The 19,347-nt window shown below is 62.9% G+C and carries 18 protein-coding genes; all 18 read right to left on the bottom strand.

All coding sequences use genetic code 11. The features are described 5' to 3' along the window. Positions 1-411 precede the first annotated feature (411 nt). A complete protein-coding gene (locus QJT78_RS25310) occupies positions 412-600 on the bottom strand; it encodes a hypothetical protein (protein ID WP_224517481.1) in 189 nt (62 codons plus the stop codon). 351 nt (positions 601-951) lie between these two features. Further along, complete coding sequence (locus tag QJT78_RS25305; RefSeq protein WP_028150077.1) at positions 952-1,482, bottom strand: DUF1269 domain-containing protein; 531 nt, start codon at positions 1,480-1,482, stop codon at positions 952-954. A gap of 261 nt (positions 1,483-1,743) precedes the next feature. Further along, complete coding sequence (dhaK, locus tag QJT78_RS25300; protein ID WP_028150078.1) at positions 1,744-2,733, bottom strand: dihydroxyacetone kinase subunit DhaK; 990 nt, start codon at positions 2,731-2,733, stop codon at positions 1,744-1,746. Positions 2,734-2,773: 40 nt separating this feature from the next. After that, a complete protein-coding gene (locus QJT78_RS25295; protein ID WP_028150079.1) occupies positions 2,774-3,199 on the bottom strand; it encodes a hypothetical protein in 426 nt (141 codons plus the stop codon). Continuing rightward, complete coding sequence (gene ptsP, locus QJT78_RS25290; RefSeq protein ID WP_028150080.1) at positions 3,196-4,794, bottom strand: phosphoenolpyruvate--protein phosphotransferase; 1,599 nt, start codon at positions 4,792-4,794, stop codon at positions 3,196-3,198. Before ptsP ends, QJT78_RS25295 begins: the two co-directional genes overlap by 4 nt. A 5-nt stretch (positions 4,795-4,799) precedes the next feature. Further along, on the bottom strand, positions 4,800-5,114 hold the full coding sequence (locus QJT78_RS25285; protein ID WP_028150081.1) for an HPr family phosphocarrier protein: 315 nt from the start codon (positions 5,112-5,114) through the stop codon (positions 4,800-4,802). Beyond that, positions 5,107-5,508: a dihydroxyacetone kinase phosphoryl donor subunit DhaM gene (dhaM, locus tag QJT78_RS25280; RefSeq protein ID WP_028150082.1), complete on the bottom strand. Its 402-nt coding sequence runs from the start codon at positions 5,506-5,508 to the stop codon at positions 5,107-5,109. The genes QJT78_RS25285 and dhaM overlap by 8 nt, the downstream gene beginning before the upstream one ends. Further along, a complete protein-coding gene (gene dhaL, locus QJT78_RS25275) occupies positions 5,505-6,119 on the bottom strand; it encodes a dihydroxyacetone kinase subunit DhaL (protein WP_028150083.1) in 615 nt (204 codons plus the stop codon). The genes dhaM and dhaL overlap by 4 nt, the downstream gene beginning before the upstream one ends. Beyond that, the gene (locus QJT78_RS25270; RefSeq protein ID WP_028150084.1) at positions 6,116-7,123 is read right to left on the bottom strand and encodes an ABC transporter ATP-binding protein; all 1,008 of its coding nucleotides are present in this window, start codon (positions 7,121-7,123) and stop codon (positions 6,116-6,118) included. Before QJT78_RS25270 ends, dhaL begins: the two co-directional genes overlap by 4 nt. After that, complete coding sequence (locus QJT78_RS25265; protein ID WP_028150085.1) at positions 7,116-8,213, bottom strand: ABC transporter ATP-binding protein; 1,098 nt, start codon at positions 8,211-8,213, stop codon at positions 7,116-7,118. The genes QJT78_RS25270 and QJT78_RS25265 overlap by 8 nt, the downstream gene beginning before the upstream one ends. A 6-nt stretch (positions 8,214-8,219) precedes the next feature. Continuing rightward, positions 8,220-8,432, bottom strand: a complete 213-nt coding sequence (locus QJT78_RS25260) for a hypothetical protein (protein WP_028150086.1) — start codon at positions 8,430-8,432, stop codon at positions 8,220-8,222. Continuing rightward, positions 8,429-9,382: a carbohydrate ABC transporter permease gene (locus tag QJT78_RS25255; protein WP_028150087.1), complete on the bottom strand. Its 954-nt coding sequence runs from the start codon at positions 9,380-9,382 to the stop codon at positions 8,429-8,431. Before QJT78_RS25255 ends, QJT78_RS25260 begins: the two co-directional genes overlap by 4 nt. Beyond that, positions 9,379-10,338 (bottom strand): sugar ABC transporter permease, encoded by a 960-nt coding sequence (locus QJT78_RS25250; RefSeq protein WP_014492573.1) that lies wholly within the window; start codon positions 10,336-10,338, stop codon positions 9,379-9,381. The genes QJT78_RS25255 and QJT78_RS25250 overlap by 4 nt, the downstream gene beginning before the upstream one ends. A gap of 103 nt (positions 10,339-10,441) precedes the next feature. Further along, complete coding sequence (locus QJT78_RS25245) at positions 10,442-11,788, bottom strand: extracellular solute-binding protein (protein WP_028150088.1); 1,347 nt, start codon at positions 11,786-11,788, stop codon at positions 10,442-10,444. Positions 11,789-12,627: 839 nt separating this feature from the next. Beyond that, positions 12,628-13,290: a response regulator transcription factor gene (locus QJT78_RS25240; RefSeq protein ID WP_028150089.1), complete on the bottom strand. Its 663-nt coding sequence runs from the start codon at positions 13,288-13,290 to the stop codon at positions 12,628-12,630. A gap of 308 nt (positions 13,291-13,598) precedes the next feature. Beyond that, positions 13,599-14,954 (bottom strand): HlyD family type I secretion periplasmic adaptor subunit, encoded by a 1,356-nt coding sequence (locus QJT78_RS25235; RefSeq protein ID WP_028150090.1) that lies wholly within the window; start codon positions 14,952-14,954, stop codon positions 13,599-13,601. A 9-nt stretch (positions 14,955-14,963) separates the two neighbouring features. Next, entirely contained in the window at positions 14,964-17,528 is a 2,565-nt protein-coding gene (locus QJT78_RS25230) for a cadherin-like domain-containing protein (protein WP_212480903.1), read from the bottom strand. Continuing rightward, positions 17,525-19,282, bottom strand: a complete 1,758-nt coding sequence (locus tag QJT78_RS25225) for a type I secretion system permease/ATPase (protein ID WP_028150092.1) — start codon at positions 19,280-19,282, stop codon at positions 17,525-17,527. Before QJT78_RS25225 ends, QJT78_RS25230 begins: the two co-directional genes overlap by 4 nt. Positions 19,283-19,347: the final 65 nt, after the last annotated feature.

Genomic DNA, 19,347 nt, shown 5'->3' with positions numbered 1-19,347 from the left:
GATTTTTGCCATCGCGCATTCCTGGTTTAATTTTATGGGGTCCCGTACACAAAGGCGGCGCGCGATGTGGCGCAAGTGCGACAATCGATCACTCCGACTCGCCGAATATCTCCAGCCAACCAAGGCGTCACATCATATGTCGAAGGTGTCTTACAAGGCGTTTGCTGCGACTTGGGGCAACGGCGAGGTGATGGTCGAGCTAGGAGTTAGCAAGGACCAGTGGGATCACATTGCTCGCGGAGATCGTGTCGAATTTAATGGGCGCGGATACGGGAAGCGCACGGGCAAGAATGGTAACGCCCGCAAGGTGCCGGTCGAGCGGCGCGCCTTGGCCACCTGCGTCGAGCCTGTGTCACGTCGCGAGATCAGGTCGCTTCAAATGACCAATTGCGCGGGCCCGCCGCCGATCTATCAGGTCTGCCTCTTCACGATTTCAAATCCCTTGGCGTGCAATTCCAGCAGTATGCCCTGCGCCAAGTGCGTGCACTCTTCAGACTTGATCCAGTGCGGACTTCTCCAATCCGGGTCGTCTTCCTTTGGGTAACTGGTGAAGGCGGAGCGAATGGCGGCTTCGATCACGTCGATGGGATTGTCCGACATCTGCATCCCTCACGCATTTGGCGAAATAGATCAAAATCCTGGGAATTAAAGAACAAGCCCAGCCGGACACTCACCCGGCGGCCCTCTCCGTTCAGAAGAACGTCACCGCCATCAATGGTTTGATCTAGGTCAACGCTGTGCCTCGGGCTCAGGCACGTGAACGGATCGCACAAAATTTAACGCGGTATGATGAATTGCAAATATGTTCATACGGCGCGGTCCCGGCACTTGCCTCTGGCCCCCCAAAAGGAGCCGGAGCCGCACCAATGACCGCACCCGGCGCGGCGTCACTGGGCCAGAGAGGGCTGCGGTAATGCCGAGAGCGGTCGTCGGCAGGCGGTCGCAATCGTTTCAGGCGCCCGGCAAATCAGGAGGTGAAGCCGCCGGTACCGCCGCTTTGACCTCCGCCAGAGCCGCTTGTAAGGCGGCTTCCTTAGTGTGGTCGAGAGAAGTCTTTAGCACCGTGCCGCCTTCGCCTTTTAGCCTCTCAAGAACCTTGTCTGCCGTGACTTTGCGCACCAGTACGAAGAGCGCCGCGGTTCCGGGTTGAACGGCGGCAGCGGTCTCTTTCATCCATTTGTCGTTGATGCCGACATCCGTTAAATATCCGCTGAGTGTGCCGGACGCGACGCCAAGGGCAGCACCAGCAAGCGGCATCAAAAAGATCAGGCCAATCAGCGTGCCCCAAAAGGCGCCAGTAGCCGCACCAGCAGCCGTGGTATTGATCAGTTGATTTAGTTTGATGTTTCCGTTGCTGTCTTTCACCGCGATCACGGCATCGCCGAGTTCGATCAAATACTCCTTCTGCATGGCCAGCAATTTTTGACGAACTTCCTCCGCCTTCGCCTCGGTTGGAAATGCAATTACGACAAGGTCACTCATCTGTTCTGCTCCTCTCCTCGAACGATTGCTGCCCGTGCGAGAGAGGATGCGCCCGGTCGCGCGGGACAGGCAAGCCGCTACGGATAGCGGATGACGGCGCTCCGGGCACAACGGGAGGCGGCGGGCACACCCGGCACGGGCGGCCCGGCTCGCGAGAACCGACAAGATGAGGCGTCAGGGTTCGAGTCAGGAGACCGCTACCGCCTCTCCCCACAAGACGCAGATTTGCGATATCAGCAAAAAATGAGCCGCACGCGGAAATCAGACGCCCCAACGCAGAGCTGCGGTCTGCACCGGGGCATCCCATAATGTCGTGGCTTTGCGATCGAGCACCGATACGGTGATCGAGACACCGGCCATGTCGAGGGATGTGACGTAGGAACCGGTCAGGAAGCGCGTCACCGTGATCCCCGCGCGATCCAGAGTCCGCTTTGCGGCATTGACCATCAGATAGAGTTCGATCAGAGGCGTCGCACCAAATCCGTTAATGAGAAGCAGCACTTCACTGCCCTTGCTCGGCGCAAGATCCTTCAGGATCGCGTCGAGCACCTCGGCGGCGATCGCATCGGCGGAAGCCAACGGTACCCTGCGCCGGCCAGGCTCGCCATGAATGCCGACGCCCATTTCCATTTCATCGTCGGCCAACGTGAAATTTGGCCGTCCGGCCGCTGGCACGGTACATGGCAGCAGTGCGACCCCCATCGAGCGCGTACGCCGGTTGACTTCATCGCCGAGCGCCTTGAGCGCGGCAAGCGGCATTCCGGTCTCGGCAGCGGCGCCGACCATTTTTTCCACGATCAACGTTCCCGCGACGCCACGACGACCAGTCGTGTAAGTCGACTTCTCGACTGCCACGTCATCGTTTGTCACCACACTCGCCACCTCTCGGCCGGCCATCTCGGCTGCCATGGTGAAATTCATCACATCGCCTTCGTAGTTTTTGACGATGAACAGCACACCTGCGCCGGTGTCGACAGCCTCCGCGGCCTCGATCATCTGATCTGGCGTCGGCGAGGTGAAGACCTGGCCAGGACAAGCCGCGTCGAGCATGCCCAGGCCGACAAAGCCCGCATGCAGCGGCTCATGTCCCGAGCCGCCTCCCGAAATCAGCGCGACCTTGCCCGGTTTCAACGTGCGACGGCGCACAAATTTGCGCTCGGCGCCAAGCAGCAGGATATCCGCGTGCGCTGCGGCGAGGCCGTCAAGACTTTCTTCGAGTACAGTATCGGCGCTGTTGATCAGCTTTTTCATGAGCGTTCTCCCAGTCCGGTCTAAAGATCAAATCAAGGGTTCAGCCGACGCTTTCTGCGTAGCGGGCGAGCTGCGCGGCGAAATCGACGATCAGCTGTTCGAGCGCGCGGTTCTTCTTGTCGTCGCCGAGGTCAGGTACGGTCACCGAGACGGTGCGCGTGTGCGCTTCGCGGTGAGGTGAGCGCAGACGGCCAGGATGGGCGCGTCCATAGGCTTCGAGGAAAGCCGCGCGCTCGGCGCCGGACAAATGGCAGACTTCGAAAATAATCGCGACATGCTTCGCCGGGATCGGCACCAGATAAGCCGGATTCGTGATTTGACTCACGAACGAACGATTCTTGCCCAGCGCCGCCGCAAGCTTCAGGCGCGTCCCCGAGGGCCGATTGTCGAGTACCTTTCGCAGGATTATTTTGTATTCTGCGACATTCTTGTCACCGGGCGTGTCCTTGCCGACATCGTCCTTCATGAACTCACCTTTGCGATTGCGGCCTTGAGCCGTGCGACGGCAATCGGCGACACAGAGAGAGTTGTCAATCCGGTTGCGAGCAGCGCCGCCGTCAGGTGAGTGTTGGCCGCGGCGTCGCCACAGAGCGAAACCTCGACGCCCCGCTTTAGCCCGGCCTCGACGGTCGCGGCTATCAGTGCCAGCACAGCCGGATTGCTGGTATCATTGAGGTCAGCGACTGCGCCGATGTCGCGCGCCGCCGCCATGGTGTACTGGGTTAGATCGTTCGAACCGATGGAATAGAATGCAGCGCCAAAATCCGCTGCACAGAGCGCCGCCGCTGGAACCTCGACCATAATGCCGAGCGGCGGGCGAGCGCAGGCAACTCCTTTCGCTTGGAGGGCTGTGAACTCCGCGTCAAGTATTTCGTTCGCGCGGTCCAATTCCGACGGGACCGCAACCATGGGCAACATCACTTTCAGCGTGCCATGGACAGCCGCACGGCAGAGCGCGCGGAGCTGCATGCGAAACACCTCCGGCCGCGCGAGCGAGAGGCGGATACCGCGGAGGCCGAGAAACGGATTGCTCTCACCTTCGACCGTCAAACCGGGAACCTGCTTGTCTCCGCCTGCATCCAAGGTCCGGATCGTCACCGGTTTATCTTGGGCCCAGACGAGAATGTCTCGATAGACCCTGTATTGCGTTTCCTCGTCCGGCAGGCCGTGGGCCGCCTCGAACAGGAATTCCGTGCGTACAAGGCCAATGCCGTCGCAAATTGCGGAATCAAGGTTTGCAAGGTCTTCAGGCCCGGCGACATTGAGCAGAACCGCTATCCGCCGACCATTGGCGACGAAGGCAGGCGCAAGGCTGGTCGTCTCGGCGACAGCCAGCTCGGCCTTCGCAGCCGCCATACGCAGCTCAAAGAGACGGATGGTCTCCGGCTCCGGATCGAAGATGACCCTTCCGGCGTCGCCGTCTACCAGCGCCAAGACTGGTGGCTGTCCATGCCACGACAACGGACCTAATCCAACAACCATCGGCGCCCCGCGCGCACGCGCCAACATGGCGACATGCGAGGAAGGTGAGCCACTGGCCAGCGCGATCGCGCCGCCTTGCGACCAGTCAGTCGCAAGAAAGGTCGAAGGCGTGATATCTTCAGCCGCAACAATCGAACCGCCCGCGATTCCGGCGACAACATCCACACCGCCCAGATGCGCAAGCACGCGATCGCGGATGTCAACGATATCAACGGCCCGGGCACGGAAATATTCATCTTCAGCCGCGCGATAGCCGGCGATCTCTAGGTCGAGTGCCCGGCGCCAGGCATGGTCGGCAGCGATCCCGATCGCGATAAGTTCATATGCCGTATCTGTTAGTGCATCGTCTTCCAACATGGCGGCCTGGAACTCCAGAATGTCTGCCGCCTCACTCTGAATCGTCTTGATCTGCTCGGCGAGTTGCGCCCTCGCCCCCCCGATCGCCGCCCGCAGCGCTGCAGCCTCCTGCTCCGGATCCTCGCTCGCCATTCGCCCGGCCACGGCCGCAGTCAGCACGGCGACCGGCCCGAACGCGAGGCCCGGCGATGCGGCACGGCCGATAAGTTGGATCTCTGCCACTGCAGTTAAGCCTCACCAAAACCGTCATGCACAAGCGCAAGCATGGCAGCGAGCGCCACCTCTCCGTCCGGTCCGGCGACCCGGAAATGCAGCGTCGCCCCCTGCGGAGCTTTTACACGCATCACCTTCACCGGACTTTTGGCATCCGTCCAAGGCCCATCTCCAGAGAGGGCGAGTTCGATCTTTGCGGCAAACCTCTTCGCACACTGCGTGAGCTTGACCGACGGCCGCGCATGAAGTCCGACCTTGTTGACGAGAACCGCCGAGGCGGTCAGCGGCACCGACGTCTCACCTGCCCGGCTGGCGTGGGCATCATGCATAGAATTCCTCCGCGCTACGCTTGACGGCTGCGAGCGATGAGCCACCCGAGGATTCCGTCGCTGCAATCACCGCTCCTTCGACCACCGGAGCATTGCAGACGACGACGCGCGCCCTTCGATCTTCAGCCAACATTTCCACCGCCATCTCGGAATTTGTCTCGGCACCGCCGAGATCAACGAGCACAGCCACACCTGCTGCGGACCACGCCGCCTCGATCGCCTCCAGGATTCCAGCAACATTCGTGCCGAGCCCTCCATCGACATCGCCGCCGGTCCAGGCGAGCGGCACCGCATTGCCCACCATCTGACGCACCATATCTGCCGCGCCTTCCGCTATCTTGGGCGAATGTGAAACGATAACGATTCCGACATTGCCGCCATTTGGATTGTTCATGACCTTGCCTCGAATTCCAATACTTTGACTGCAGCCCCGATCAACAGGGACGCTGAGCGCGAACCGGGGTCCATGTGACCAATGGAGCGTTCGCCGAGAAAAGAAGCCCTGCCGCGAATAGCGAGCATCGGCGTCGTGCGATCGGCCGCCTGCACCGCTTCTAACGCAATCGCCCGCGCATCGCCGCCTGCAGCCAATACCGCTTGCACGGGCACCAGGACATCCAGCAAGGTTTTCTGTCCTGCCTCCGAGCGTCCGCGCGCCTTTACGGCATTGATTGCCATATCCGTAGCCACGACAAACTCCGCGCGTGTTGGCTGGTCTGGAAGCGCCTTGCCCAACTCCATGAAGAAGGTGCCAACCAGCGGCCCAGAGGCTCCGCCAACCTTCATGACCAGCGTCATTCCGATCGACTTCAGCATTTCTGGCAGAGACTTGTCCGCAAGGCCGGGCAACGTCGCGAGCACGGCCTCGAAGCCGCGTTTCATGTTCAGCCCATGATCGCCGTCACCGATCGCCTGGTCGAGGCTGGTCAGTTCGTCGGCGTGCTGGATCACCGATTCCGCAAGCGCCCGCACCAGGTTCTCCCTGGAGGTCCGATCGAGACTCATGCCGCGACCCTCCCGCCGGCCGCATCGAAGAACAGCGGCCTGTTAAGGCGTAGCGACACGACGTCGCCGACGTCTAACCTCGCCTCAGGGTCGGCCAACGTCACGACAGGTTGGCCGCCGAGATCGAGATGGACATGGCTCTGGTCGCCGAGATGTTCGACCCGCGTGACGGTGGCCGACACGTCCCCGCCGCTGCGTGCGATCGCCAGGTGCTCGGTACGAGCGCCAATCGTCTTGACGCCGGGCGGAACGCCGGCAAACAGAGTTGCCGGCAGCAGGTTGATCATCGGCTGGCCGAGCCGGGCAGCGACATAGGCGTTGACCGGGTTCTCGTAAATCTCGCGCGGCGTGCCGATCTGCATCAGCCGCCCGGCCTCCATCACGCCGATGCGCGATGCCATGGTCATAGCCTCGGTTTGATCGTGGGTGACGTAGAGGATCGTCGCGCCGAGATCGATCTGGATGCGCTTAAGCTCCAGGCGCATTTCACCGCGCAGCTTGGCATCGAGCGAAGAGAGCGGCTCGTCCATCAGGTAGATCGAGGGCGAGCGCACCAGAGCGCGGCCAATCGCAACGCGCTGCATCTGCCCGCCCGACAACTGGGTCGCCTTGCTGTGGAGCTTGGCGTCGATATGGAGAAGACGCGCAACCTGTTCGACCTTTGCGCGAATTTCGGCCTCCGGCAGCCGCCGAGTCGGCGCGCGTAGCGCAAAGGCCATGTTCTCGAACACGGTCAGATGCGGGTACAACGAATATTGCTGGAATACGAAGGCGACGTCACGATCCGCCGGCGCATCACTGGTCACATCGCGTCCGTCGATGCGGACCGAGCCGCTGTCGGGCGCCTCTAATCCGGCAACGAGACGCAGCGTCGTTGTCTTGCCGGCGCCGGTCGGCCCCAGCAACGCAACGAATTCGCCATCTCCAATGGTGAGGGACAGATCGACGACGGCTTGCGTCTTGCCAAACGCCTTGGAGACCGCCCCGATCTCGACTTCAGCCATGCTTGCCTCCCTCGTGCAATGCGGTGCGTATTGCCCGTCCCGACCCCTGGTCGAAGAGCGACAACGTATCGGGCCGAAAATCGAGCCCGACATTCATCCCAATCCGAAGGGGCATGCTGGCGGGCGAGCGGGCCTTGAGAGCGCCGTAAGGCGTCGTCACCGTCACGATCTGCGTCGTGCCGAGATATTCCGACCCATAGATCTCGCCCCGCACCATGCCGCTATCGGAAAAACGCACATGCTCGGGTCTGACGCCCAGGACAAGGTCGCTCTCCACCAGAGCCTCGCGTGCGGTGGGTATCGCAACGTCGCGATCCCCGAGCCGGATCGCCTGCGCCCCGGCTTGCAGGCTGCCGCGAAATGGCAGGAAATTCATCGCTGGAGAACCGATAAAGTCCGCGACGAAGAGCGAAACAGGCCGGTCATAAATATCGCGCGGACTCGCAATCTGCTCGACCACGCCGTTGTTCATCACCGCAATCAGGTCCGCCATTGCCATGCCCTCCAGTTGATCATGCGTGACGTAAACGGTGGTCGCGCCAAGCCGGTCATGCAGCGCGCGCAATTCCTGGATCATCGCCTCGCGCATCTCGGTATCGAGCGCTCCGAGCGGCTCGTCCATCAGGAAGCACTTCGGCTTGCGGACGATCGCCCGCCCAAGCGCGACGCGTTGACGGTCGCCGCCGGTGAGGGTCGAAACCGACCGATCAAGGAGGTGGGAGATACGCAGGATCCGAGCGGCCTCCACCACGCGCCGGTCGCACTCCGCGGCTCCGATGCCCTCGCATTTGAGCGGAAAGCCGATATTGCGCCGGACATTCATGTGCGGATAGAGCGCAAATAGCTGGAAGACGAAGGCGATATCTCGCGCGGAGGCACGGTTCATCGTCACGTCCTCACCGTCGAGCCTGATCGTGCCGGATGTCGGCAATTCCAGTCCTGCAATCATCCGCAGCGTTGTCGTTTTGCCGCAGCCGGACGGCCCAAGCAGACAAAGGAACTGGCCGTCATCCACCGTAAAGCTCGCGCCCTTGACTGCGTGAAACTCTCCAAAGGATTTGTTGAGCGCTTCGACCCTGATCTGTGCCATCGAGCGCTACTCCCGGACCTTCGAGACGATCGTGAACATCACCGTCCCAAAGAGAGTGACCGCGAAAGACCAGGAATAAAGCGTCAGAAAAAACGGCTGCATCAGCATGATCACGCCCGCGGCAATGATCGCCGTCGCGATGGCCTCGAGCGGACCGCGACGCAACATTCTGCTCGTCAGGCTGACGTGCGGCGTTGACGTGTTCACATCAAGGTTCATTTGCGGACGGCCCCAAAGGTAATACCGCGCAGAAGATGCTTGCGGAGCAGCACTGTGAACACGACGATCGGCACAAGAAAGATCGTCGTGCCGGCGGCTACGGCCGGCCAATCCTGGCCGCCTTCGCCAATGATGATCGGAATGAATGGGGGCGCGGTCTGAGCGTTGCCAGAGGTCAGAAGCACAGCAAAGGCGTATTCGTTCCACGCAAAAATCAGGCAGAAAATCGCCGTCGCCGCGATCCCCGTCGTCGCCTGCGGCAGAACCACCTTCACGAACGCCTGAAAGCGCGTATAGCCATCGATCATTGCCGCTTCTTCGTATTCACGCGGGATTTCGTCGATGAAGCCCTTGAGTAGCCAGACAGCGAGCGAGACGTTCACCGAAGTGTAGAGCAGGATCATCCCGAGACGGGTATCCGATAGCCCGACGGTCCGGTACATCAGGTAGATCGGGATCGCGACCGCGATTGGCGGCATCATTCTGGTCGACAGAATGAAGAACAGGAGGTCGTCCTTGAGAGGCACGCGGAAGCGCGAAAAACCATAAGCCGAGAGCGTACCGAGCGCGACGGCAAGCACGGTCGAGCCAAAGGCGATGATCAGCGAGTTGATGAAGCGCGGCACGTAGTTCGACGGCCCGGCGACAACCATGTTGCGGCTGCGCGCGATGTTGTCACAAAGCCCCTGCGGCGGCCCCAGCGTCTGGATAAACTCCTGAGTCTGACGCGAGCGTGTTGTGAAGACATTGCAATAGCCTTCAAGGGAGGGCTTGAAGAGGACCTTCGGCGGATAGGAGATCGCATCGTCAGGCGACTTGAACGAGGTGAGCACGATCCATATCAGCGGAACCATCGTTATGATGGCATAGAGTATGACGAGCAGGCCGGCAAAGCGGCGAGTGCCGGTCGACGGTTCGACGACTGAGTGGGCTGCATTTGAGGCGCTCATCTGCTTTTCACCCGGTTCAGCGCCTTGACGTAGATGTTGGCAAGGCCAAACACTGTCACGAACAGAATGATCGCGAAGGCCGAGGAATAGCCGGTTCGCCAACTCTCAAAGGCTGCGCGCTTCAGTGTGATCGAAGCGACTTCCGTGGTCGAGCCCGGCCCTCCTCCGGTCAGGAGGTTGACCATGTCGAACATCTTGAAATTCTCGATCCCGCGAAAGAGCACCGCGAGCATGATGAACGGCAGAGCCATCGGCAGCGTGATCGACCAGAACTGCCGCCAATTCGACGCGCGGTCGACCTCCGCTGCCTCATAAATGTAATCCGGGATCGACCGCAACCCCGCCAGGCAAATCAGCATCACGTAAGGCGTCCACATCCAGGCGTCGACGATGACGATGGCCCACGGGCTGAGGGTCACGTCTCCCAGCATCTGGAACGACGAAGCGCCGCGCCCCGTGAAGAAGGCGACCACGTAGTTGAACAGCCCGATCTGCGGCTGATAGAGGAAGGTCCAGAAATTGCCGACAACCGCTGGTGAGAGCATCATCGGCAACAGAATGATCGTGGTCCACAGGCCATGGCCACGGAATTTCTTGTCGATCAGGAACGCAAGGCCGAATCCGAGCACAGTCTCGATCAGCACGGTCCAAACCACGAAATGCGCCGTGACCTGCATTGCCGCCCAGATATCCGGATCGGTCAGGATCGACTGGTACCAATCGGTCCCCAGCCATAGCGTCGGCGCGTTCGGCCGATTGGCGCGGTAGTTGGTAAATGACAGGTAGATCGTCCATACCAGCGGGAAGATATTGATCGCCAGCAGCAGCACGATCGTCGGTGTGATGAAGAGCCATGCAAGCGCCTGGTCCGAAAGGCCGCGGATACGACGTATCACGCCTGGTCGGATCGGGACGGCCCGGTAGGTGATCTGCGACGAAGTGCTCAAATCGTTCATGGCCCTGGTCAATCCTGGCGTCGCGATTGTCGACTATGCGACGCCTGCGGGTTCTACCGAAGAGAGCCTGGAGCGCGCTCGGCGTGCGCTCCAGGCGTTTGCCCTAGAACTTCTTGCCTTCTTCCTTGAAGATCGCCTTCCAGTCCTTTACCAGGCCATCGAGCGCTTCCTGCGCGGTGCCCTTGTCCGCCACCACGTAGTCATGCACGCGCTTCTGTTCGGCTTGCAGGAGTTGGGCATAGGAAGGCTCGGCCCAGAAGTCGACGACCATGCCCATCGACTTCAAAAACTCGCCGGCAAACGGCGCGCTGTTCGGGAAGCCCGGATCGTTCAACACTGACTTGGCGCAGGAATAGCCGCCCAGCGCCCACCACTTCTTCTGCACATCTCCACCGGAGAACCATTTGATATATTGCAGCGCCTCGGCCTGGTTCTTGGAATAAGAAACGACCGAGATGCCCTGCCCACCGAGCTGCGTCGCCCGGGTCGCGGGGCCGGCGGGATTGCTGAAGAAGCCGATCTTGTCCCCACCGACGTTCGGATCCTTGTAGAGGCCCGGGAAGAAGGCGAAGAAGTTCATCTGAAGCGCGACTTGCCCCGACTTGAACGCATCAAGCCCTTCGGACATGTAGGAGTTGGATGCGCCGGGGGGCGTACAGCACTTGTAGAGCTCCTTGTAGGCCTCGAGCCCCTTCACGGCGCCGGGCGAGTTGACGAACCCGTCCATTGAATACGGCTTCTTCGGATCCTGATACTGGAAGCCGTAATCATAGAGGTAGTTCGACACGCCCATGGTGATGCCTTCCGAGCCCCGCTCGGTATAGATCGAAGCGCCATAGACCTTCTTGCCGTCGATCTCGCGGCCCTGGAAGAATTTTGCGATGTCGCGTAGTTCATCGAGCGTCTTCGGCACGGCGAGATCGCGGCCGTACTTGGCCTTGAAATCCGCCTGGATCTCAGGCCGCGCAAACCAGTCTTTGCGATAGGTCCAGCCCACCGCGTCACCCATGGCGGGCAGCGCCCAATAGTTCGGGCTGTTCTTCGGCCACTCGGAATAGCCGACCACTGTCGCCGGCATGTAGTCGTCCATGCTGATTCCTTCCTTTGTGAAGAAATCGTTGAGCTTGACGTACTGACCGTTCTCGGCGGCGCCCCCGATCCATTGCGAATCCCCGATGATGAGATCGCACAGCGAACCATGCGAATTGAGCTCGTTCAGGAAGCGGTCGGCATAGTTGGTCCACGGCACGAACTCGAACTTCATGCCGACGCCGGTCTTGGCGGTGAAATCCTTCGACAGTTCGACCAAGGCGTTGGCAGGATCCCACGCGGCCCAGCACAGCGTGATGGTCTTGGCCTGCGCATGCGCAGGAGTAGTCCCCACTCCGACACCGAGCGCGGATGCGAGAACTCCGAACGTAGTAAGAAGCGCCTTTACTGCCTGTTTCATAACGCTTTCCCTCCCAGTGGGGCCGGCCATCGACATGGCGCGACTCTCCAACCCGCTCGAATGCTTCGAGCAGAGCGATACAGTCCTTCACGGGCTGAACGACTAAACGGACGTTTCCTCGCGCCTGCCTGGATTCTTAGGGATTCAGCCAAGCTCGATTTGTTTAGTGAAACACCATATACTAAACATTGCAAGCACGCTCTTCTGAGGCGCGGTTGGAACTGACATAGCGTTCGCGATGACGGCCGTGCCCCCGAAGGTCAGACAAGTTGTTCGGGGTGATATCTGTAACGAGGGATTTGCTTCGCTTGGACGAGCCGGGCCTCGGCGACCGCTGTCCGTCCAGCAAATCTCCCACAGGGTTGGGTTCGGCAGCCTAGCTAATATGCACCGCGCGTTCGTTCGTGCCTTCCAGACGCCTGCGGCGTATCGCCAGAGCATCCGGTCCAACGGCCGCTTCAGAGACGGTACGAGTGCTGAAGTCTAACCAACTGGCCTTCGACAAGCCGTAAGACGTCGGAGAAAGGCTTCCACCGCTTCCTGTAGTTCATTCTCGCCATCGCGTTCCGGCCGCTACCGATCGCGTATTCCAAGAGGCGCATGATACTCCGAACAAACACGATGCCCGACCGCGGGAAGTATAGAGGTTACCGCAAACCAATCCCGAAATAGCCGCCCTGCCCGGCTCGCTTGCTCGTCGGCCACGCCAGCATGAAGGCGTGTCGCTGGAGTCGTCGCCTCCGCCATGCGCACAGAAAACGACATTGAAGTCGGATACGAACAGGATTCGGGCGAAGGACTAAACCGGCCGGGCGGGCAGCGCGAATCCTTTTCCTGTTTCAGGCGTCGAGCGACTGGAGTCGGTACTCGGACATCCTCTGGGCGGCGATGATGACCTCGACCCTGTTCCTGGCTTGCATCTTCTGCATCAGCTCGGTCATGTAGTGCTTGACCGTCTTCTCGGTGATGCGAAGCGTCGCGGCGATTTCCTTGTTGGTCATGCCACGCAGCAGCAGCCGGACAATCTGCCCCTCGCGCTGACTGAGCTTGATGGCCTCGGCGACGCGGTGGCGGACGTCGGTGTTGCGGAGCGCGTCGATCACCCGGACCGCAAAGCCCTGGGTAATATAGGTCTCATCCTTCAGCACGGCCCGGACGGCGGCCATCAACTCGTCGGCCGAGGAGCGCTTGAGGACGTAGCCGTGAGCGCCGGCGTCGAGCGCCCGGACGGCATGGTCGACGCCGTGCTGGGAGGTGTAGGCGACGATCTTGATCGCAGGCAGGACGTTGCGGATCGTGCGGATGGCGTCGTAGGTCTCGTCGGGGACGGAGGGGCTCAGAATCATCAGCCTGGGGACATGGAAACGGGCCAGCCGGATCATGTCGGCGGCGGTGGCGCCGAAGGCGACGATCTTGAAATCGGTCGGCGTCGAAAGAAAGGTCGTGAGGGCCGTCATCATCAAAGGCTGGTCCTCGACAATCGCGATCGAAATATCGCTCATCAAACCCACCCTAAAAAGGCATCATGAATAGTTCCGCCTCCGGGAAACGGCGGTCCAAGACATTGACGAGGAAAGCAAAACCCCCGGACCCGAAAGAAAACAGCAAGTCGTAAAGTTCGTCCCGGGAAATTCCGACGGTGTGGCAAGATGCCCGGGCTGCAGCGCTAGGCCGGAGATCACGGCCGAAACTGCCGCCGATTCGCGGCTTTCGACGCCCCCCTTACCCGGAAGGGTTACCGCAAAAACCCCGGCGACCACCTCGGCCGTCGATGCCGTCGTCGGTGTGTCGGCGGGAGAATGCGTCATGCTCAGCGCTCCCGAAAGGCGCGTGTCATCTGGTCGATGACGGGCTTGGCCAGATAGGAGGCCGCGGTGCGCTCCTGGGTCGAGACGAAGACCTCCGCCGGCATGCCGGGAACGAGCTTCAGTCCCTTGTGCTGGATCAGGTCCTCCTCGACAGGAAGCAGGCGGACGTGGGCGATGTAGTGCTCCTGGCCGTTGGACGGATCCCGGGCCGAGGCCGGCGACACCATCGCGACCTTGCCCTTCAGCTCCGGCGTGGTGGCGCGGTTGAAGGCGGAGAGGCGGATGCGCGCCGGCTGTCCAACCCTCACCTGGTCGATGTCGGCCGGCGAGATGCGAATCTCGAACTTGAGGTCGGCGTTCTCCGGCACCACGGTAGCGATCTTGGCCGCCGGGGTGATGACGCCGCCCACCGTGTAGGCAAACAGTTCGTTGATGTAGCCGGACGCCGGGGAACGTATCTCGGTGCGCGACAGCCGGTCCTCGACGGCGAGCTTGCGCTCTTGAAGCTCGGCGATGCGCGCCTCCACTGTGCGCAGGTCCTTCTGGGCCTCGGTCGAGGCGTTCTGGTCCACGGCGATGATCTGCACGCGGATCTCGCTGGTCCTCACCTTGGCGCGCGCGATGCTCGCCTGGATCTCGCCCTGCTCGCCCATGATGCGGGCGTAGTCGCGCTGGGAGGTATAAACGCGCTGGTACTCGACGATCTTGCGCTCGAAGAGCGACTGCAGCTTCTCGCGCTCGGCACCGACGAGCTTACCTTCCTCCTCCTTGGCGGCGAGGCGGGCCGCCATGCCCCTGATCTCCTCGCCGGTTTGGGCGATGCTGAGCTCGAGCTGTTCCTTCTGGCTGTCGCGCGCGGTCTTGTTGCCGGCGAACAGACGGGCCTCGCCGTGGATCACCGATCCGGCGGTCGAAGGGAATAACGCGTGCATGTCGCCGGGAAACTCGACGGACGTCAGGTTGTCGCGTTCGGCCACCAGGCGGGCGCGGCGCCCGAGCGCCTCGACCAGCTGCGCGCGCACGATCAGATGCTCGGCCTTGATCTGGACGTCATCGAGGGTCGCCAGCACCTGGCCTTCGCGAACCTGGTCGCCCTGGCGCACCGACAGTGTCTTGACGATGCCGCCGTCGCGGTGCTGCACCTCCTTGAGGTTCTGGTCGACCTTGACCGTTCCGGCGGCGACCACCGCGCCCTCCAACATCGCCCAGGCGGCCCAGCCGCCGCAACCGGCGACCAGTAGCGCGCTCAGCACGAGGCCGGCGACGATGCGCGGCCACAGCCGCAACGGCCGTTCGCGGGGCGCGTCGATAGCCGGATGCTCCAAGCGGGCGAATTCAGATGCGGCGACATGCTTCATGGCTTCACCTCAGGAATGAATCGACGAGAATTGCAGATGGTGGTGACCGGCGACTTCGATCGTCATGCCGTCTGCGTCGTCGTTGCCGTAATCGACGTCGATGGCGGTGTACTTGCCCTCGGCGAGTTCCTCGAAGCGGAAGCGCACTTGGCGATTGTGGCCGCCGTGGTTCTCGTCGAGGTAGATCTGTTCAAACAGGTCAGCGACTTGCTCCTCGGCGTCGCAGCCTTCCTTGATCGTAATCTGATAGGTCGCGGCCACGATCTTGTCGCCGATTGTGAAGTCGGTGATCTTCTTGACCACGTCCTGCTGCTGAGCGCCGTCATCACCGCGTTGGAACTGAAAGCAGTCATCGCCGGCGCCGCCGGTCAGGACCACCGCGCCGCCGCCGGCGATGATCACGTCGTCACCGGAGCCCGCGATGATCACCTCGAAGCCATCGATCAGGTCCTTGCCGATCTCACGTCCCATGGCGGTGCCGCTGCGCAGATCGATCGTGACGGTGACGGTGGTCGCCGAATAGTCCAGGGTGTCCTGGCCCGAATTGCCATCATAGGCGTCGTCGGTGCCGTCGGCCGACGCGAGCACGACGTCGTCGCCGAAGCCGCCGTCCACCTTGTCGGCTCCGCCGCCGTCGGCGATGATGTCGTTGCCGGCCCCGCCGGCGAGACTGTCGGCTCCCGCACTCCCCGTCATGACGTCGTCGCCCGCGCCGCCGACGACAATCTCGAACTCTGCAATCGCGTCCTCTCCGATGTCCTCACCGAAGGCCCGGCCCGAGGCGAGATTCACGGCGATCTTCTTGACGGCCGAGGAATAGTCGAGGGTGTCGGTCCCGGCACCGCCGTCGAGGCTGTCGTCCGCGGCATCGGCCACAGCGAGAACCAGATCGTTTCCGGCCTCGCCGGCGACCGTGTCAGATCCGCCGCCGTCCGAGATCGTGTCGTTGCCAGTCCCGCCGGTCAGCGTGTCGTCGCCGGCGCCCCCGGCCACGACGTCGTTTCCGCCGCCGCCGTCGATCGAGACCGAAGCCGATCCAGCGGCCGTGAGGGTATCGTCGCCCGCGCCGCCGATGACGATCTCGAACTCCGCGATCGCGTCGTTGCCGATGTCAGTGCCGGAGGCGGTACCCGAGCCCAGATCCACCCTGATCGAACGCGTAGCCGATGAATAGTCCAGCGTGTCTACGCCGGCGCCGCCGGCGAAGCCGTCGTCCGCGGCATCGGCGGCCGCCATTACGATATCGTTGCCCGCGCCGCCGGTGGCGACGTCGTTTCCGCCGCCGTCGGCGATGATGTCGTTGCCGCTACCGCCGGACATCCGGTCGGCGCCCTCGCCGCCGTCGAGATGGTCGTGGCCGTCACCGCCCTCAAGGGTGTCGTCGCCGGCTCCCGCCAGCAAAATGTCGCGGCCCGCGCCGCCGTCGAGGTGGTCGTCTCCCTCCTCACCCAGCAGGGTGTCGTCGCCTTCGTCGCCCCACAGACGGTCGTCGCCGGTGCCGCCGAACACCACGTCGTTGCCCGTGCCCGCGAACACGGTGTCGTTGCCGTCGCCCGCATAGACCACGTCGTGGCCCGCGCCCGCCAAAATATGGTCGTCGCCGGCCCCGCCCGAGATCCGGTCGTTGCCGCCTCTGGCGTCGATGTTGTCGTCTCCGCCGAGTCCCGCGATGGTTTCGGCGCACTGGGTGCCGAGCAGGATGTCGTCGCTCTCGGTCCCGACGATGGGCGGCGCCTCAACCACATTGAAGTAGGCTGTCTGCATGACGATGTGGGAGCCGTCGCTGATCGCGTAGGTCAGCTTGACCTCGCCGAGCATGTTCGGTGCGCGGTCGAATTCCCAGCCGTCCTCGGTGCGGACCAGAGTGCCGGAGGAGGAGAAGATGCCGACCACGGTCAGATTGTCGCCGTCCGCATCTGTGGCGCCGGCCAGCAGCGCCGCCATCGATATCGCCAGCCCATGGCAGGCCACCACGTCAGGAAGATGCACCGCGCCCGAGACGCGGGGCGCGCGGTTGCGGTGATCCGGCGCCGGCGGGTCGCGCGGTCTGTCGCCGCCGCCACCTCCTCCGCCTCCGCCGCCACCTCCTCCACCACCGCCACCGCCAGCCGCGGGGTCCTCCTGGCGAGGCCGGTGGTTGTCGTTGGCGACCTTCGGACTCGCGCCGGACCCCTTGTTGTTCAGCTCGGGCTTGTCGGTGCGCGCCCGGGCGCTGAAATCGGTCGCACCGCCGCCTACGGCGCGCTCCTCCTCGGCGTGCGCGACGATCCTGCCCTCCTCGGTCCAGCCCGACGACCGGGGCGGCTCAGGCTGCTCCTCCGCGGCTTCCTCGGCCGCCGCGAGCGCGTCCTCCTTCAGGTTCTCCTCCTCGCCCGAGCCGCGGACCTTTTCACGGTCCTCGCTGGCCCCCAGCTTCATTGGCAGGAAGCTCTTGAGGTAGGCTGTGCAGGATCCGACGATGAGCAAGAAGATCAGCGGCACGAAGCGGCGGCTGCGATCCTGCTTCTCTTCGTAGTCCTCGCGGCCGGGGGCAGTCTCGACGGTGGACTTGCGGGTGGCCTGGACGTTGATCATGCAGGCCTCCGCATTTGGGCTTCTACGGGAATCGTGCCGGCCGGGGTTGGCGCGGAAGGCTGCAGGACAGGAGTCATGATGTCCTGCTTCTTGCCGAAGGCGACCATGCGGCCGGCCTGGACGATGGCGACGAGATCGACCGCCACCAGCGCGCTCGGGCGGTGCGCGATCACGATGGCGATGCCGCCGCGAGCGCGAATGCCCTCGATCGCCGCGGTGAGCGCCGCCTCACCCTCGCCGTCGAGATTGGAGTTGGGCTCGTCCATCACCACCATGAAGGGATTGCCGTAAAGCGCGCGCGCCAGCGCGATGCGCTGGCGTTGACCTGCGGAAAGCGCGCAGCCCTGCGGCCCCAACCTGGTGCGATAGCCCTCCGGCAGCCTGACGATCATCTCGTGGACGCCGGCCGCCTTGGCGGCCTCGATCACCTTGCGGGAGTCGGGCTGGCGCTCGAGGCGACAGATGTTCTCCTCCATGGTGGTGTCCATCAGCGCGACCTCCTGGGGGAGATAGCCGATGTGCCTGCCGAGGTCGTCCTCGCGCCACTGGGTCAAGTCGGCGCCGTCGAGCCGCACGCTGCCGCGCAGCGCCGGCCAGATGCCGGTTAGCGCACGCACCAGCGTGGTCTTGCCGCCGGCGCTGGGGCCGATGATGCCGAGCGCCTGGCCGGCCTCGAGCTCGAAGGCGACTTCGCTCAGCACCACCTGTCCGGTCCCGGGGACCGCCACGGTGATCTTCTCGACGGAGAGGCGGGCGGTCGGGTCGGGTAGCCGCATCGGCTCGTCGGCGGAGGCGAGTGCGATGACGGTGTCGCGCAGCCGTTGGTAGGCCATCCGCGCCGCGATGAAGGCCTTCCAGTTGCCGATCGCGAGATCGACGGGGGCCAGCGCGCGCGCCGAGGCGACCGAGACCGCGATGATGGCGCCAGCCGAAAGCTCACCCTTGATGGTGAGGTAGGCGCCGAGCCCCAACAGGGCCGACTGCAGCACCATGCGTAGCACACGCGAAACCGCGGCGAATCCGCCGGTGATGTCGTTGGCCCTCGTCTGCAGATCGAGATGCTCGGCATTGGCCTCGTTGAAGCGGCCGACGGCGCGGCCTGCGAAGCCCATCGCCTTGAGCACCTCGGCGTTGCGCGCGTTGCAGTCGGCGATGCCGTTGCGTTCCGTCGCCGCCTTGCGCGTGGACACGATGAGACGGCGGGTCATGACTTCGCTGACCACGGTGAGCACGACGAGGACGAGCGCGCCGGCGAAGGTCAACGCGCCGAGCATCGGATGAAGGAAGTAGATGAAGGCCAGATAGATCGGCATCCAGGGCAGGTCGAACAACGCCGAGGGGCCCTGGCTGCCGAGGAAGCCACGGACGGTGTCGACGTCCCGCCCGCGCTCCAGCGCTTCGGAGGTGGAGAAGCCGAAACGCGGCATGTCGATGGCGACGCGATGCGCCAGCGGCGCGATCTTGCGGTCGATCCGGGCGCCAACCCGCACCAGCACCTGGGAGCGGACGACGTCGAAGGCACCCTGGAATAGATAGAGCCCGATCGCGAGCACCGAGAGCATCACCAGGGTGGGGATGCTGCCGCTGGTCAGCGCGCGGTCGTAGATCTGCATCATGTAGACGGAGCCGGTGAGCGCCAGCACGTTGATCATGCCGGAGACCACGAAGAGAAACAGGACGATGCTGCGGAAGCCCCTTGTCAGCTCGGCGAGGCGCCGGCGCTTCGCGGGTGTGAGCTCTTTCGGTTTAGCCATTTGTTTGGATGCCCTCAGGTGCGAGGAACGGAAATCTGGCCGGAACGGGAAGATGGTCTCCCGTT

It is taken from the genome of Bradyrhizobium sp. Mp27 (assembly GCF_029953005.1).
GTDB lineage: Bacteria > Pseudomonadota > Alphaproteobacteria > Rhizobiales > Xanthobacteraceae > Bradyrhizobium > Bradyrhizobium barranii.
The sequence above is the reverse complement of the archived record's forward strand: the minus strand, read 5'-3'. Positions and strand labels throughout refer to the sequence as shown.